Below are 16,996 nucleotides of genomic sequence, written 5' to 3' on the forward strand. Positions count from 1 at the left end.
AACAACACAGTGGAAAACTCTATCTTTAAAGAAGTTCGCCGAGCCGTCAAAAACTGGTGGCTGCTGCTCATGACCGGCCTGCTGCTGATCGGCCTTGGCGTATGGATTCTGATGACCCCGCTGGCGGCCTATGCCTCTCTGGCAATTCTGTTCAGTATCAGCCTGACCATTGCCGGCTTAGTAGAGGTTGCCTTTGCGGTTTCGAACCGGGGGGCCATCGATGGCTGGGGCTGGGCTTTGATTGGGGGTATTATCGATCTGGCGCTGGGCATCTATCTGCTGGCAAACCCAGCCGTTACGTTGGACGTTTTACCCATTTTGCTGGGTATATGGCTTTTGTTCCGTGGCTTCTCTGCCGTTGGTACATCGGCAGCCCTGCGTGCCTACGGCGTTCGTAACTGGGGGTGGCTGTTGGCAGTGGGTATCGGTATTGTTGTTTTCGCCCTGGTGATCATGGCCAATCCGAAGCTGGGAGCGCTGAATATCGTAATCTGGACGGGCGTTGGCTTTGTTCTGGCCGGTATCTTCCGGATTATGGTCGGTCTGCGAATGCGTCGGCTAAAAGAACGGCTCGATCAGCACAGCGAACTACTTTAGACCGCTTCGTCTTCACTTAGTTTCTCCTGCCGAAAGGCAAGCTCGTGGGTCAGCTTAGCGCGCTCACGGGCTTGCTGGGCTTTTTCGTAAAACTGCTCGGCGGCTTCGGTATTCCCGCCTTCGGCAAATTGCTTACCAGACTGTTCGAGTAAGATAACGGTTTCTTCCAGACTTTTGGCCGCCTTCCAGAACGACTCTTCTATCGATTTGGTGGTTTCGGCCAGCAGCGAACTGGCCGTGAACGCATGGCCAGTATGGCAGCGATAGCGAATCAGTTTACCTTCTTTTATGCTGATTAACGCGCCATTGCATTCCGGGCAGGTCAACGGAGTTAATTCTCCCAGGCCTAAAATTCCTTGTTCGAAGGCGCTGCTCTCGGCGGCAATGTTGATTTCAGCCACAATTCTCTCCTCTTCGTCATACAAGAGCGACTGCTTTTCCGGAATAGTTTCGGTGATTAGCTCTGTCAGCAACGCTCCCATTTTTGCTATCGGGACGATGTGATCAACCTCTACATACTCCAGCACGCTACTGGGCATGCTGGTATACATGGCATCTTCGGGTGCCTGAATAATGGTAGTACCACCCAGCCGCTTTACGGACCACATTCCCGACGTACCATCATTTAACATACCTGTCAGCACGACGCCGATCACCCGCGGACCATACGTATAAGCAGCCGAACGAAACAAGGCATCGATAGACGGCCGGAACCGATTTTCTTTGGGTCCTTTCTTGACCATCACCCGATTGTATTCAATCAACAAATGATGATCTGGAGGAGCTATATAGATGCGGCCTGGCTGAATTAACTCACCGTCCATAGGATGAGTTGCTTTCAGCGTACCCACGTGACTCAGAATATCGGGCAGATAGCTTGGCGAATACGATGATACGTGCTGCACTATAAATATAGACGCGTCGAAGCTTTTCGGCAGCAGCGACATCAGTTCCTTCAACGCATAAATGCCGCCTGCCGACGACCCAATGACCACAATGTCTCGTTTAGCCATGTTGTATATCTGAATAAGTAAAAACAGCCTGGCTTAAACGACTACTTTTAGTCTATTCTTTTGGTTGGTAGTTGTTTAACCGGCCGACAATCGATTAGTTTACAGAAAGATTATTTGTATGGCCAATAACGAGTCTGCCTCAGAGAGTGACATTGCTTCTGTTCGTCAACCGATTCCGGTAGTTGCCGCCGGCGGAGCCGCAGGAAGCCTGGATGCATTCTCAGACTTATTACGTTATTTGCCACCCACTACAGGACTGGCATTCATCTTCATTCAGCATACCGACCTTATTCCACCCGATCAGTTGGTTGGGATGCTGAGTCAGACAACGGCCATGCCGATCATTGTAGCCGAACAGCAACAGCAGGTCAAGCCGAATCGGGTCTATGTCCTTACGGCCGATAAAGACATGAGTCTTATCGATGGGATGCTAACGTTTATTCCCCGTCGGTCGCGCCGGGGCGGGAGTTCACCCGTTATCCGGATGCCTATCGATGAATTCTTTATGTCACTGGCCGAACGGCAGCGCGAAGGAGCCATCGCCATTTTGCTGTCAGGATCGGGTAATGATGGTACGTCCGGCTTAAAAGCAATCAAAGCCGCTGGCGGTATTACGTTCGCCCAGGATGAGACAGCCGCCTTTCAGAGTATGCCCAAGGCCGCCATCTCCGAAGGGGTTGTCGACATGGTGTTACCGCCGGTTGGTATTGCGAACGAACTGATCCGGTTAAGTCGTCAGAGCACTATTTTTCAACAGACGGCACAAACGGAGAACGAGCTTGTCGAGGAAACAAGCACCAACGACGAAGACCTCCGTAAGATTATTCTGTTCCTGCGCCGATCAATTGGCGTCGACTTTACCCATTACAAAGTAACCACCGTACAGCGACGCATTATTCGGCGTATGTTGCTGTATAAACTGGATACTTTGGCCGACTACGCGCAGTACCTGCGCCAGAACCCATCCGAAGGGCAGGCTCTGTACAGCGATCTGTTGATCAACGTGACCAACTTTTTTCGGGATACCGATACCATGGATTACCTGAAAAAAGTGCTGTTTCCACAGTTAATCAAGCATAAAAGCCCGCGTGAGTCAATCCGGATCTGGGTCCCCGCCTGTTCGACTGGCGAGGAACCTTACTCGCTGGCCATGCTACTGATGGAAATTCTGGGCGAGCAGGCTACTCACATTCCGATCAATATCTTTGCCACTGACCTGAGTGAGTCAGCCATTGCCCGAGCCCGGTTGGGGACCTACACCCGCAGCCAGATGCTGGACGTATCGCCCAAACGAATTCAGCGTTTTTTCACTAAAGTAGACGATCACTACCGCATCAACAAAGCGATTCGGGACATGTGCGTGTTTGCTCCCCATAACGTCTTTAAAGATCCCCCCTTTTCCCGACTTGATCTGGTCAGCTGCCGGAATATGTTGATTTACACGGATAACGTACTTCAGCGTCGGGCCATCGCCACCTTCCATTACGCCCTGAATCCAAACGGCTATCTGATACTGGGCAAATCCGAAACCGTAGGAACATCTACCACACTCTTCGCCCAGATTGAGAAACGCTTCAAGGTTTTTGTCCGTAAAAATGATACCATAAGCCGGGCTACGTTCGATATGAACATTCAGCCCGGACCAATCCAGGCAAATCTCGAACGTCAGCTCGACGTTACTCCCCCAACAGAAGTCGCAATAACAACTATGAAGACACCTAATTCAGCGGGTAGTGGCGGGAACAACCTGGATAGGGTGATCGACAATATTCTTCTTACGCAGTATATCCCCGCTTCTGTCGTAGTCAATCAAGAACTGGAGATTTTGCAATTTCGGGGGTCAACCGGCTTATTTTTGGAGCCAGCACCCGGTAAAGCTAGTTTGAACCTGCTCAAAATGGCCCGAACGACGTTGGTTTTCGATCTACGCAACGTTATTCACAAAGCGCAGAAGGCGGGCCAGCCCGTACGTAAAACGGGCTTGGAAATCAAAATTAAAGAGCAGACTCACCACGTCGCTATTGAAGCAATTCCCGTGACTACGGACACCGATGAACGGCTCTTTCTCATTGTTTTCGAAGAAGTAGCGCCCGCCATCATCTCAGAAACGTCTATCGCCCAGGCGCGCAACCGACGGATCAAACAACTGGAGGATGAACTGGCGAACCTGCGCGAAGACATGCGCTCTATCATTGAAGAGCAGGAAGCCAGTAATGAAGAACTTCAGTCGGCCAACGAAGAAATTGTCAGTTCCAATGAGGAACTACAGAGTATTAATGAGGAACTGGAGACTAGCAAGGAGGAAATTGAATCGACAAACGAAGAACTTCTGACCATCAATCAGGAACTTCAGGTACGGAACGATCAGCTCTCAGAAGCTTACGGGTATTCGGAAGCCATTTTTGCGACCATTCGGGAGGCCACTATAGTTCTGGACAAAGATCTGCGACTCAAAAGCGCTAACAAAGCGTTTTACAAAACATTCCGGCTTCAGGAGGACGACGTAGAAGGAACCCTAATCTACGAACTCGACAATCGCCAGTGGGACATTGCCCGCCTGAGGCACATGCTTGAAGATGTCTTCCACAATAACTCCGTCATTCAGAATTTTGAGGTAACCCACCACTTCTCCGAACTGGGCGAAAAAGTATTACGCTTCAATGCCTGTAAGGTCGTGCAGCAGCAGCGTCAGGAAGCTGTCCTGCTGGCCATTGAGGATGTTACCGAATCCCGGCGGGCGCAACGCCTGTCAGAAGAACGGGAAACCTGGTTTCGTAACATTGCCAATAATGCCCCCATGCTGATATGGGTGGCGGGTACCGACGGTCGGTATAACTTCCTGAACCAGGCTTGGCTGGCCTATACGGGACGTACGCTGGAAGACGAGATAGGCCAGGGGTCGTTACAAAGTATTCATCCCGATGATCGGGTGGACTATCTGGCAACTTACCACAATCAATTTTCGGCTCGACAACCCTTCACGGCCGAGTATCGTCTGCTGCGCCACACCGGTGACTACCACTGGATGCTGGAATCGGCACAGCCTACGTTCTCCCCTGACGGTAATTTTACGGGCTATATCGGTACCTGCACCGATGTCCATATTCAGAAAGAAACAAACCAAGAACTTGACCGCCGGGTCCAGCAACGCACGGCCGAGCTCGAACAGGCTGAACAGAAAGCGTGGGCAACGGCCCAGAACTTACAGGCAGTCCTGGATAGCTCTCCGACTCGTATCGCATTTCTGAAGGCCGTTTACAACGAGCATCATCAGATTATAGATTTTAGACTTGCCGTCTGCAACGAAAAATTTGCTCAACTTCTCAATCAAAGTGCTAGTCAGCTGGTTGATCGCCCAGTGCACCAACTGGCGCAGTTTCTCTGGCTGGATAAAACCATTCCTATTCTCCGGCAGGTACGTTTGACCGGTGACCCTTACTACGAAGAACGATACACCTCTGACGAGCCAGATGGTGAGTGGATGGCCCTTTCGGTTACGCACTTTGATGATGGTGTCGTGGTTACCGGAATGGACATAACGGCCCTGAAGCAAGCCGAGCAGAAACAGAATCAATTGCTGGACGAACTACAGAGTTCTGGCGATACGCTCGAAAATCTGAGTGCGCTTCGCCAGCACATCAAGGATCGGGGTGAATTTTTACGTCGTACTTCGCATGACCTACGCGGCAACTTCGGTATTATTCAGGGGGCAGCTACCATGCTGGATATAGCATCTGATGATGATGAACGTATTCAAATGCTCAGTATGCTTCAGCGAAATATTAAGCAGGCGACGAATATGCTCACTGAGCTACTGGACGTTGCTCGACTGGAAGCGGGTCAGGAGCAGCGGCAGCTTGAATTATTCGACGCTGCTGACATGCTGATAGAGCTGGTAGAAAGCGTACGACCGCTGGCTAACGAACAAGGGTTGTGGTTACGTGTTGAAGGCAAACGCCCGCTATTAGTCGAAGGTGATGTTATCAAGCTACGCCGGATCGCTCAGAATCTTCTGCTCAACGCGCTGAGATATACTCAATCTGGGGGGGTTACCATGAGGTGGGAGTCTGTTGAGGACGATGGGCGCTGGCAGTTTAGCGTGCTGGATACGGGTCCCGGTATTGATATTGATCAGGCGAATCTTTCCGTAAATTCTGATCAGCGGGGCGAAGGTATTGGCCTTTCCATTGTTCGGCAACTTAGCGAGCTACTAGATGGCACCATAACGGTGGCTAGCGAACCGGGTGGAGGCACTTTATTCATTCTCTCATTCCCAGTTGCCTATTCACCCGTTTAACACGAATCATTACAATTATAAGCTCCGGCTGAATAGTCTACTGGTGTAGACTATTCAGCCGGAGCTTATAATTGACCCATAAATTAATAGGAGATAGGTAAGGTGGCTGCTTCCCACCAGTAATGCCGAAAGGCAGTAAAACAGTCAAGCCACTTTTCGTAATTGTCTGGCTTAACAATATAGGAGTTGATGCGCAGCATGTAGGATTCGCGAATATCTTCCGGATCGCCGGAACGGCTTAGCATGATCGCCGGGATTTCCCGGTAGACGTGATGCAGTTTAATAGCTTCCAATAATCGCCACCCATTTTCCCGGTTAGGCAGGTACAAATCCAGTAAGATCAGTTTAGGCAGCTGAGTAGTATTTTCCAGGCAGCATTCTAAATACATGAGTACTTGCGAAGCATTGGAGAACCAAACAGGCTCTACCTCAGGAAAGCGCTCCTTCAATGCCCACTGAATAATAAACCATTGGTCAGCATTATCTTCGACAACGAGAATATTTTGCCTTTTTCCCTGTTTTTTCCTTTTAACTATTTGATTCATAAGTAGTTGTCGGATAGTGTTTATGAGATTAGTTTGAGGGGCTAGTCAGCAAAGAGCTTACATGATTGGTATTCAGGCGGAGTTCTTAACTAATCAAAATTATGATAAATCGGCAAAAGTCTAGTAGACTTTAAGAATATATAGACGACTTATCTACTCATCGAAAAATTCCTTGTCTGCCTGTATACTCATAAATGACGAGTATCTACGAATCAGGTAGTTACAAACTCATACGCTCGTCGCTACCAAATGCTACTTTCTAGCTATTTTCGCGGTAGATTTTACTGAATTCACATGTCCACATTTACTAGATGGGCGCTTCTGCTCTTTCTTTTTCCAGTTGTTGCCTTTGCTCAACTTCAGATCACGTACCCCATGACCCGTCTGGTCGTGCAGCGGGGCGCTGATGGTAACGGGCGACTGTTCGTATCAGGTCGGTTAACCGGTTCGGCCGATCGCGTCGAAGCGCAACTAACACCGGTTAATGCGGGTCAGGGTACCGCTACCGACTGGCAGGTTATTCAATCAAATCCAACCAACAATCTATTTCTTGGCTCGCTGACGGGCCGGGGTGGCTGGTACGTATTGACCGTGCGCACGATAGTAGGCGGTAATGTTGCGGCCCAGGCAACCGTACAGCCCGTTGGGATTGGCGAGATTTTCGTGACGGCGGGTCAATCTAATTCCCGGGGTATCAACATGAATGATAATGATCTGGGTACCGCTACCGATCGGGTTAACGCCATTGATTCGATTAATCACTATTACGATCAATCGACGGGTTTGCTCACCTCGTCGGGTGATCCCTTTCCGGTACCAAACTACAAACCGTTGACGGCAGGACGTCGTATCTTTCCGATGGCCGAAAGCTCGTGGGGCTGGGGTGAACTAGGTGATTACATCGTTAATCGTTACAACGTACCAGTGGCCTTTTACGTAGCGGGCTGGGACGGCTCGACGGTCGAGAACTGGTCTAGTACGGCCAACGGTGTACCTACCTGTAACCGGTATTTCTGCAACGGCAACTGGCCAAATCTGCAACCGTACAGTAACCTCAAAAATATCCTTAATTACTACGGTTCCATGGCGGGGGTCCGGGCCGTTCTCTGGCACCAAGGCGAAGCCGAATACAGCTTCCCCGACGGGAATACCAGTATTCCACAGTATTACGATCGTCTGGCAAACGTCATTCAGAAGTCGCGTAGTGATTTTGGCGGACGTAACGTTCCCTGGATGGTTGCCCGTGCTTCGTTCGACGGAGCCACATTTCGACCTGAAGTCGTTAACCTGCAGCAACGTGTGATCGATACGCCGGGACTGAATGTGTTTCAGGGTCCCTATAACGATACGATCGTCAACCGAAACGCAGGGAATACGGACGTTCACTTTGCCAATGGTATCCGGCCCGTTACGCACCCGCAGTATTACCTGAACCCATCTTCGATTCCAGCCCGTATGGGCCTATCGCGCTTTGCTCGTAACTGGAGCAACAGCCTGAATGACAACTTTTTTCAGAACACCCAACCCGTCACGCCATCGCAGTTCGCCGTTACGGGTACGTTGGCGAACGTCATTGCTCCTAACTCCACGATCCAGGTTGCGTTCGCTACCCTGGGCTCATTCAATGGTGATAATCAGTGGCAGGTCCAGCTTCTTAATCAGAACGGCCAATACGTTGCCACGTTGGGTAGTGGCGCCAGCAGCCCGATTGCGGTGACGCTACCCAGTGCGTACCAAAGCGGTCGGTATCAGATTCGAGTGGTTTCCACCGCTCCCATTTTGCTGGGCGTTGCGTCAAATACGTTCGAGATTAACACCGTAACGCAACCACAAGTGGCCGATCTAAGTCTGGCGATGGGGGCCAGCCAGCGGACACCCGAACAGAACTCACAGATTACTCTGTCACTGGTCGTTAAAAACGACGGCCCTAACCAAGCATCGAACGTCGTTGTCAGAAACCGTCTGCCCGATAATCTGGCCTTTGTTTCTTCGGGAGACTTGGGTGCTAATGGCAGTGAACTACTTAGTGCTGCCTTCAACCTGGATGCGGGCGCAAGCCGAACCTTTACGTTCGTTGCTCGACCAGTCGGGGCCGGTACCTACCGGAACGCGGCAGAAATTGCGCAGGCCAGTTCGACCGATCCAGACAGTCAGCCTAACTCGGGTACCGGCGACGGGCAGGATGATATGGCGGCTCTCGACTTCCGGACAAAACAGTCAGGCGACGGATTTTACGTGTCTCCAAACCCGAATCAGGTACCACTACCCGCCGTTCAGTCCAACCAGCCTACGCCCGACTCGGACAAAGCGGATGTCAGCATCGCACTATCAGCCAGTAACCGAATTCCCAGTGTGGGTGAGATCATCACGTATACGCTTACGGTTAAAAACGCCGGGGGACTCACCGCAACGGGCCTCAGCCTGGGCGCTTATCTACCTGCTGGACAAAACTTCGTTCCGGGGAATGACTTCTCGCTGGTTGGTACGACGTTGGTCGGTAACGTTAGCAACCTGGCGCCACAATCCAGCGTTACGCTTCAGTTCCGCGCACAGATTGCCGTCAGCGGCCAGGGTGTTTGCACGGCCCAGATTCTGGCAGCCGGTCAACCTGATCCTGATTCAACGCCTGGTAATGGCGTTGACAATGGTGAGGACGACACCGCCCGCGCCGACATTCGGGTAAAATAAGTTAAAGCTATCCCCAAGCAGAACAGCCCCGATGACGTAGCGTCATCGGGGCTGTTCTGCTTGGAGCCTTACGTACTCCGTCCCAACTGGCAATTACTCCAGCACTTTAGGAACTTCGAAAAACTGTTCGTCGTGCTGGGGTGCGTTGACTAGCGCCTGCTCACGGGGTAGATGCTGCGCCACCCGATCCTCCCGTAATACGTTCGTTTCAGCAGAAATATGGGTCAACGGGTCAACGCCGGTTGTATCGACCTCATTGAGTTGCTCCATCCAGTCAAGCACGCCGTTAAGGCTGTTAAGCAATTCGGTTTCTTCCTCGGGCCGGACGTTCAGCCGGGCAAGGTGAGCAATTTTATGCAGAGTTTCCTGATCGACCTTCATAATGAAAGAGTGAAAGGGTGAAAGGGTGGAAGAGCGATTTGCCGATGGGGAGCAATCCTACCGGAGACCGCTCTTTCATTCTTTCACTCTTTCACTCATTAATTCTGTATCTATAATTTCGTATGTTTCTTTCTTTAATCGTTCGATGTCGTCCTGGGTCATACCAGTGGTGGCGATGGGCTCATGTACGACGGCCCGGAGCGCGTGGCGATGCAGCCGAACCGGCGATTTATCCGGCAGGATCTTATAATTACTTAACAACGTAATCGGTACAATAGGTACCTGCTGTTGAATCGCCATGATAAACGCACCGTCCTTGAACGGATGCAACTGGGGACTTTCCTGCTCCTGTGGTTTGATCCCTCCTTCCGGGTAAATCATAATACTGCGACCACCCGCCAGCGTTCGAATACTCTTGTTCAATGAATATGCCCGGCTTTTGGCCTGCGCCCGATCCACCTGTACGTGCAGCTTGGCGAACATATACCCCAGCAGCGGAATACGCTTGGTTTCACTTTTACCGATGAAGGCAAAGTAATTATCCACAATCACGCCCATCACGGCAATATCCATGTACGAAAAGTGATTGGCACAAAACACATATACCGCTTTCGGATCGATCCGAAAGCGGTAGTCAACGTGAATGGGTATGCCTGCAATGGCAAAAAACAACCGCCCCCAGATGGCATTAATTTTATGCGCGGCTGGCTTCCATCTCTCCCGTTGCAGACAGATGAACTGCACAGGAAACAGGATCAAATACAGCGTAATGAACCAGAACGCGCACCAGCCGGTATACAGAAGTTGCATTAGTGCTTAAAGTGCCGAACGCCCGTCGTTACCATCGCCAGGCCGTGCTGGTTGCAGTAGTCAATCGAATCTTTATCACGAATAGAACCGCCGGGTTGTACGACCGCCATAATACCCGCGTTGCCCGCAATCTCCACACAGTCGGGGAAGGGGAAGAACGCATCCGACGCCATCACAGCTCCATTCAGGTCGAAACCGAACGAACCCGCTTTTTCAATGGCCTGCCGCAGGGCATCTACCCGTGATGTCTGCCCGACACCGCTCGCCAGTAACTGCCGGTAGGCCGTACCCCCTTCTTTCGCCAGGATGATGGTATTCGATTTAGTGTGTTTGCACACTTTCAGCGCAAACTCCAATGCCCGAACCTCGCTATCGGTTGGCGCTTTCTCCGTAACGGTGGTGAACTGGCTGGCCGTTTCGGTAGCGTTGTCCTTGTCCTGTTCCAGCACACCGTTCAAAATCGTTTTGAACATGATGGTTGGCAGGGCAATGGCGTTCCGTTTCAGCAGGATCCGATTCTTCTTCGATTTCAGCAGGTCCAGTGCTTCGGGTGCGTACTCGGGCGCAATCAGGATTTCCATGAACAGCTTGTTCAGTTCCTCTGCCGTTTCCAGATCAACTGGTTTGTTGGTGATCACCACCCCGCCAAAGGCCGATACCGGATCGCAGGAAAGTGCATTCAGGTAGGCTTCTTTCGCCGTAGGAGCCGTCGCAATGCCGCAGGCGTTGGTATGTTTGATAATTGCGAAAGCCGCAGACTCGTCCGTAAACTCGTCAATCAGACCGACGCAGGCATCTACATCGACCAGGTTGTTGTACGACAATTCTTTACCATGCAGTTTATCAAACATGGCGTCTAGGTTGCCGTAGAACGTAGCCTGTTGATGCGGGTTCTCGCCGTAACGCAGATGATTGGTAGGCAGCGATTTGAAATCAGTAACGTCCGTTGAATCTGTATTAGCAGGTGCGGCAGACTCTTGGGCAAAGTAGCCCTGAATAGCCGTGTCGTAGTGGGACGTAACGGCAAACGCTTTGCCTGCGTACTGACGACGATCGGCCAGATCAGTGCTGCCTTCTTTTTCGGTCAGCAACGTAACAATGTCAGCGTACTGATCCCGCGACGACACGATCAGGACGTCTTTGTGATTCTTGGCAGCCGCCCGAATCAGGGAGATACCACCAATGTCAATTTTCTCGATAACGTCCTCATCCGAAGCACCCGACGCAACGGTTTCTTCGAACGGATACAGATCGACAATGACCAGATCAATGGGAGGAATGTCGTGCCGTTTGGCCTGCGCCAGATCTTCGGGCAATTCGCGCCGGTACAGAATACCACCCATAACGGCCGGGTGCAGCGTTTTGACGCGGCCACCGAAGATGGATGGGTAGCCCGTAATATTTTCAACGGCCGTAACTGGAATACCCAGTTGCTCGATGAAGGTCTGGGTACCACCCGTCGAATACAGTTTAACACCCTGCTGGTGCAGCAGTTGGACTAACGGCTCGAGACCATCTTTGTAATAGACGGAAATCAGCGCGGAGGAAATTTTAAGTGCCATGCGATCTAAACCAGCCGCGCCGACTAGACTAGGGCGTGGATTGGTTACGTTGGTGAGCAAGTTTACTATGCCAGCAGCCGTCCGGCCGCCAATGAAGCCGCAAAGATAACCAAAGGTCTTAACTTTGTCAGCCTGAACCACAACGGGCATTTTTCCCTCGATGAGTACTTTTAAAAAACTGGCCAGCGATACGGCGCTCTATGGCATCAGCACTATCCTGGGGCGCATGCTCAACTTTGTGCTGGTTCCGCTTCAGACGTATGTGTTTACCCGACCTGAAAAGATGGCCTCCAACGTAGAGCTTTACAGTTGGGTAGCTATTCTGCTGACGGTCTATACGCTGGGACTGGAAACGGCTTTCTTTCGCTTTGCGGCTCGTCGGCCCGACGACCGATTACAGGTATTTAGCGAAACCCTTAGCATCGTTTCGGTTGTCAGCTTGTTCTTTACGTCGCTCATCATTGTATTGACGCCCCAGTTGGTCGATTGGATGGGTTACCCCGGCCAGGAACTATCCGTCATCTGGATTGCCCTACTCGTTGCCATCGACGCCATCATGGCCATTCCGTTCGCCCGGCTACGTGTTGAGAACAAAGCCCGGCGGTTCGTGCAGGCAAAAATTACGAATATCGTGATGGTTGTATTGCTTAATGTATTCTTTCTGGTCTTCTGCCGGGACGTTTACAATGGTAAGTACCTCACCTTTCTTAAGCCAGTCATCGACCTGATCTATTATCCCAGCATTGGACCGGGCTATATCATTCTGGCTAATTTGATTGGCAACCTGACCTACTTTGTTTTGTTGCGCGATGCCTTTACGGGCTTTACGTTCCGGCTTAAACCGGCGGAGGTTCGGGTCATGCTGGTGTACGCATTTCCACTCATGCTGACAAGTCTGGCAGGTTTGGTCAATTCCATGACCGACCGATTATTTCTGCAATACTGGCTTCCGGATGGATTTTATCCTGGTCTAACGAGTAAGGACGCGCTGGGTATTTATGGTAACTGCCTAAAATTATCAGTCTTCATGGCGCTGGTCATTCAATCGTTCAAGTTCGCGGCCGATCCGTTCTTCTTCTCACGGGCCGAGGACAAAAACTCGCCCAAGCTCCTGGCTGACGTAACGAAGTGGTTCATTATTGCCTGCGTTCTGATTTGGGTCACCGTCAGTTTGAACCTTGATGTAGTAGGCTTGCTGGTTTCGAAACCCTACCGGCCGGGCTTATCTATCGTTCCCTTACTCTTGCTGGCAAACCTGTTTCTGGGTGTTTATTATAACATCTCGTTCTGGTTCAAGCTCAGCGATAAGACGCAGTTCGGCACCCTGATTACCGTCATCGGTGCGGCAGTTACCATCGGCTTGAATATCCTGCTGATTCCGATAATGGGTTACATGGGCTGTGCCGTAGCGTTTCTTACCTCAAGCTTTGTGATGATGGCACTCTGCTACGTTCTGGGCGAGAAATACTACCCCGTACCTTATCACCTCAAATCGGCCGCGGGCTACATCATCGGCGCGGGGCTGCTAATCTACCTATCCCTACAATTTCCCATCGCCGATCTGTGGGTGTCGATTCCCGTACATACGGCCTTACTTGGCTTATTCTTCGTCGCAATCCTGTTTATCGAGCGCGATACGTTCCAGCCAGCCCTACAGCGGTATCGCAATCGCGGTAGGAAGCCAGTCAACAACGATTAGATGCACCTTGGTCGAATCTAGTTCGAATCTAGTTTGCAGGACGTATATTTTCAGCAACGACTTGTACCTGTCGGCTTCGGACGGCTGATACCTGAAAAAATCCGGTTGCCTTACGGCCGTTCGGATTTATGTTGATGATATTGGTTGGTACATTGGCCGGGGGCGTCGCAAACAGACCACCGTTACCTAACTCCGTGCGTAGCAATTGCCAGAACGAAAACGCATCCGGCGTTAGTGATTGAATTTCAACCCGAACCCGATCATTTAATTTATACAGGCTATCCGGATTTACAGCCTGACGAAGGGGACGAATAAACAGCAATCCATCCGTGTCGGCGCTACCCTGGAAGGCCGCGTTCTGCACGACTCTGATGTCCCGGGTTCTGTTCTGGAGCGTATCGTTCCGGTAGTATCGAATACGGTAGTAGTCCATTGCACCGGGGAAATCATTGGCGTAAAATTCGGCCCGGTACCCTTCCTGATTTGAGATAGGATTGAGCTTTTCCCGTCTAAACACCAGCGAGTCGACGGTTGGGACGCGGTTCATCTTTCCACTGGCTTGGTAACTCTCGTTGCTGAAACTAATACTAAGGCTATAGGTCCGGCCAATATGACCCAGTGTATCTCTGGTGTTACCCGACCAGACGTAATAACCGTCGTTATCATCATCCATAAAATTGTAGCGGTTTCCCCGATCATCGGTCACAACCACTGTTGCACCCGACACGATGGGCGGGGGGCTATTATCGAAGTAAGCCGCTGTCTGCGTCAGGCGAATTCGCTGCGGTCCCGGCTGATCAGTGATAAGGCCATCTACCGATAGCTGGGATGGGCCGTCGTCCAGCTTTGCATCGATAACGGTTGTACAGCTACTAATACCAGTCAGCAACAGGACGAATAGGAAAATCAGTTGAATTGGCTTCATAACGAAGGATTCGTTAGAATTTAAAATTGTACGTAACGGAAGGAATAGCCGTCGCAAAGACCGAATACCGAATGGCCTGCGTCACCCGTGGGTTGTCAACATTTGGCTGGAAATACACCGAGAACGGATTCTTGCGGGCGTAGACGTTGTACACCGAAAACACCCAGTTATCATCCTTACGTTTACCCGTGCGCTTCCGTCCCTGCAACGTAGCCGCCAGATCGAGCCGGTGGTAGGCCGGAATCCGGTAGTTGTTACGTCCGTTTACTATACCTGGCGCGAAGTCCTGAAACTCGAAGCGGTTTGTCGGGAACGTAGCGGGTGTGCCGCTGGCCAGTGTGAATGTGGCCGAGAAATTCCAGCGATTGGCCAATCCGTTGCCACGAGCGGGCGGGTCGAACAACAGCACCGAGGTCAGCGTATGAAGCTTATCGAAGCGATTTGGATACCAGTTTCCATTATTGATTCCTGCCACCTGGCGTTCGGTTCTGGCCAGCGTGTAACTGACCCAGCCATTTACGACACCCGTCGTTCGTTTAAGGAAAAACTCAGCCCCGTAAGCACGCCCTTTGCCCGCCAGCAAATCAGCTTCTAAATATCGGTTCAGGATGAGACTCGCACCATCGATGTAGTCAATCTGGTTCTGAAGCCACTTGTAATACACCTCTACCGACGCTTCGAACTCGCTGCCTCGCCGACCAAAATTTTTGAAATATCCTCCCGCGATCTGATCAGCGATCTGTGGCTTTATATTGTTCGTTGATGGCGTCCAGACGTCTAGGGGCGTCGACGCCGTCGTGTTCGAAATCAGGTGAACGTACTGCGCCAGCCGATTGTAACTAGCTTTCAGCGAGCTGTTTCCTCCCAGTTCGTACTTCGCCGAGAAACGCGGCTCCCAGTTACCATAGGTCTGAATATTTTCGCCCCGGCTATATGTCCGAACAGCCGTGAGAGCCCGTGTCTTCCCAACAGGGCCGTCGGTCGCCAGTGTATACGCTTCTCCAGGACCAATGTAGTTGAACAACGAATAGCGCAGGCCGTACTGCAATTGCAGTTTGGGGGTCAGCTGCTGCTCGTTGCCCAAATACAGAGCATTTTCCAGCGCATATTTGTTCGCCAGGCCAAACGTCCGAATAGAGCCGGCACTGGCGGCAGTAGCGGTTCCTGGCTGGAAGTTGTGCAGCATACTCTGCCCACCGAACGTAATCGTGTTCTTACCGAGGAAAAGCGTGAAGTCTGGTTTAATGCTGTAGTCAATAATGCGCGAGTTGGTCCGGAAGAAGTCGGTGGGCCGTTTGCCTTTCAGGTCACTATCGAGCGAGTAGTCGTAATTGCTATAATAGGCCGTTGTGTTCAGAAACAGCTTGTCGCTAAATACGTGGTTCCAGCGGGTCGATACGGTTGTATTCCCCCAATTGAAACCAAAATCAGCGCCGAATACGTCCCGTCCCAGATAACCAGACAGGTAGAGGGTATTCTTGCTATTGATCTGGTAATTGCCTTTCAGTGTCAGGTCGTAGAAGTAAAACCGGGAACCGCGTAAATCTTTGTTGAGAAAAGGTTGCGCCAAAACATCGGCATACGACCGGCGACCGGCAATGATGAACGAGCCCTTTCCTTTGAATACGGGCCGCTCGTAGGACAGCCGACTAAAGATCAAACCAATACCGCCGTTCAGTTCTGGTTTCTTGGCGTTTCCCTCCTTTAGCCGTACGTCCAGAATCGACGAAATCCGACCGCCATAATTCGCTGGAATCCCCCCTTTGATCAGTTTTACGTCCTTGACCGCGTCGGGATTAAAGACAGAGAAGAAGCCAAACAGGTGCGACGAGTTATACACGGGTGCCTCGTCCAGTAATACCAGGTTCTGATCGATGCTCCCCCCCCGGACGTTGAAACCCGTTGCCCCCTCGCCCACCGTCGACACGCCTGGCAGAAGCTGAATACTACGTACCACGTCCACTTCACCCAGCAGCGCCGGAATTCGTTGTAACGTCTTCACGTCAATCCGGTTGACGCTCATTTCGATGTTCTTGACGTTATCGTCCTCTCGTCTGGTCGATACAACCACCTCCTGCAGTTGTTTTCCTTCTTCCTGTAGTTCAACGTTCAGTCGTACGTTCTGGTCGGTTAACGTTACGGTCTTTGTCTGGGCGGCATACCCTACGTACGTAATACTAAGCGTATAAGTACCCGCAGGAACCGTCACCGAAAAAAAGCCGTAATTGTTAGTAACGGTACCCGTCTTGGCTTCCCGCGCGTAAACAGACACGCCGATTAAGCCCTCGCCGTCGGCAGCATCTTTTACGTAGCCACTAATCGTTCGCGGCTGTGTTATCTGTGCTACCACGCTCATTCGGAGTAACAACAGTAGACCCAGTAAAATAAAGTTTCTCATCTAGCCAGCATTATGGCGCAAAGCTACGTATAGGCACGCCGAACCAGACAGATAAAGGGATGAATGGTCTTACCTCATCTC

The 16,996-nt window shown here is 51.2% G+C and carries 11 protein-coding genes; 4 read left to right on the plus strand and 7 right to left on the minus strand.

Features of this window, described 5'->3' with window-relative positions; genetic code table 11:
* The first annotated feature begins 9 nt into the window (after positions 1 to 9).
* A complete protein-coding gene (locus ACYVAD_RS24670; RefSeq protein ID WP_461142215.1) occupies positions 10 to 597 on the plus strand; it encodes an HdeD family acid-resistance protein in 588 nt (195 codons plus the stop codon).
* On the opposite strand, the gene ACYVAD_RS24675 is transcribed toward ACYVAD_RS24670, so the two are convergent.
* A complete protein-coding gene (locus tag ACYVAD_RS24675; RefSeq protein ID WP_461142216.1) occupies positions 594 to 1,610 on the minus strand; it encodes a chemotaxis protein CheB in 1,017 nt (338 codons plus the stop codon). The two genes, ACYVAD_RS24670 and ACYVAD_RS24675, sit on opposite strands and share 4 nt — an antisense overlap.
* Positions 1,611 to 1,728: 118 nt before the next feature.
* Here ACYVAD_RS24675 and ACYVAD_RS24680 point away from each other — a divergent pair, with 118 nt between their 5' ends.
* Entirely contained in the window at positions 1,729 to 5,907 is a 4,179-nt protein-coding gene (locus ACYVAD_RS24680) for a CheR family methyltransferase (RefSeq protein ID WP_461142217.1), read from the plus strand.
* 83 nt (positions 5,908 to 5,990) lie between these two features.
* On the opposite strand, the gene ACYVAD_RS24685 is transcribed toward ACYVAD_RS24680, so the two are convergent.
* Entirely contained in the window at positions 5,991 to 6,452 is a 462-nt protein-coding gene (locus ACYVAD_RS24685; RefSeq protein ID WP_461142218.1) for a response regulator, read from the minus strand.
* Positions 6,453 to 6,746: 294 nt separating this feature from the next.
* On the opposite strand from ACYVAD_RS24685, the gene ACYVAD_RS24690 reads away from it, so the two are divergent.
* A complete protein-coding gene (locus ACYVAD_RS24690) occupies positions 6,747 to 9,140 on the plus strand; it encodes a DUF11 domain-containing protein (RefSeq protein WP_461142219.1) in 2,394 nt (797 codons plus the stop codon).
* 93 nt (positions 9,141 to 9,233) lie between these two features.
* Here the strand turns inward: ACYVAD_RS24690 and gatC are convergent, their stop codons facing one another.
* The 3 genes from gatC to purH form a co-directional block, all read right to left on the minus strand.
* Positions 9,234 to 9,521 (minus strand): Asp-tRNA(Asn)/Glu-tRNA(Gln) amidotransferase subunit GatC, encoded by a 288-nt coding sequence (gene gatC / locus ACYVAD_RS24695; RefSeq protein WP_461142220.1) that lies wholly within the window; start codon positions 9,519 to 9,521, stop codon positions 9,234 to 9,236.
* A gap of 75 nt (positions 9,522 to 9,596) precedes the next feature.
* Positions 9,597 to 10,331 carry a lysophospholipid acyltransferase family protein gene (locus tag ACYVAD_RS24700; RefSeq protein WP_461142221.1) on the minus strand — a complete coding sequence of 245 codons (735 nt, stop codon included), beginning with the start codon at positions 10,329 to 10,331 and terminating at the stop codon, positions 9,597 to 9,599.
* A complete protein-coding gene (gene purH / locus ACYVAD_RS24705; RefSeq protein WP_461142337.1) occupies positions 10,331 to 11,893 on the minus strand; it encodes a bifunctional phosphoribosylaminoimidazolecarboxamide formyltransferase/IMP cyclohydrolase in 1,563 nt (520 codons plus the stop codon). The genes ACYVAD_RS24700 and purH overlap by 1 nt, the downstream gene beginning before the upstream one ends.
* Before the next feature lie 160 nt (positions 11,894 to 12,053).
* On the opposite strand from purH, the gene ACYVAD_RS24710 reads away from it, so the two are divergent.
* Positions 12,054 to 13,592 (plus strand): oligosaccharide flippase family protein, encoded by a 1,539-nt coding sequence (locus ACYVAD_RS24710; RefSeq protein WP_461142222.1) that lies wholly within the window; start codon positions 12,054 to 12,056, stop codon positions 13,590 to 13,592.
* Between the two features lie 28 nt (positions 13,593 to 13,620).
* Here the strand turns inward: ACYVAD_RS24710 and ACYVAD_RS24715 are convergent, their stop codons facing one another.
* Positions 13,621 to 14,517: a DUF4249 domain-containing protein gene (locus ACYVAD_RS24715; RefSeq protein ID WP_461142223.1), complete on the minus strand. Its 897-nt coding sequence runs from the start codon at positions 14,515 to 14,517 to the stop codon at positions 13,621 to 13,623.
* A 13-nt stretch (positions 14,518 to 14,530) separates the two neighbouring features.
* Positions 14,531 to 16,873, minus strand: coding sequence for a TonB-dependent receptor (locus ACYVAD_RS24720; RefSeq protein WP_461142338.1), 2,343 nt, complete (start codon positions 16,871 to 16,873; stop codon positions 14,531 to 14,533).
* Between the last annotated feature and the right edge of the window lie 123 nt (positions 16,874 to 16,996).

It is taken from the genome of Spirosoma pomorum (genome assembly GCF_054776615.1).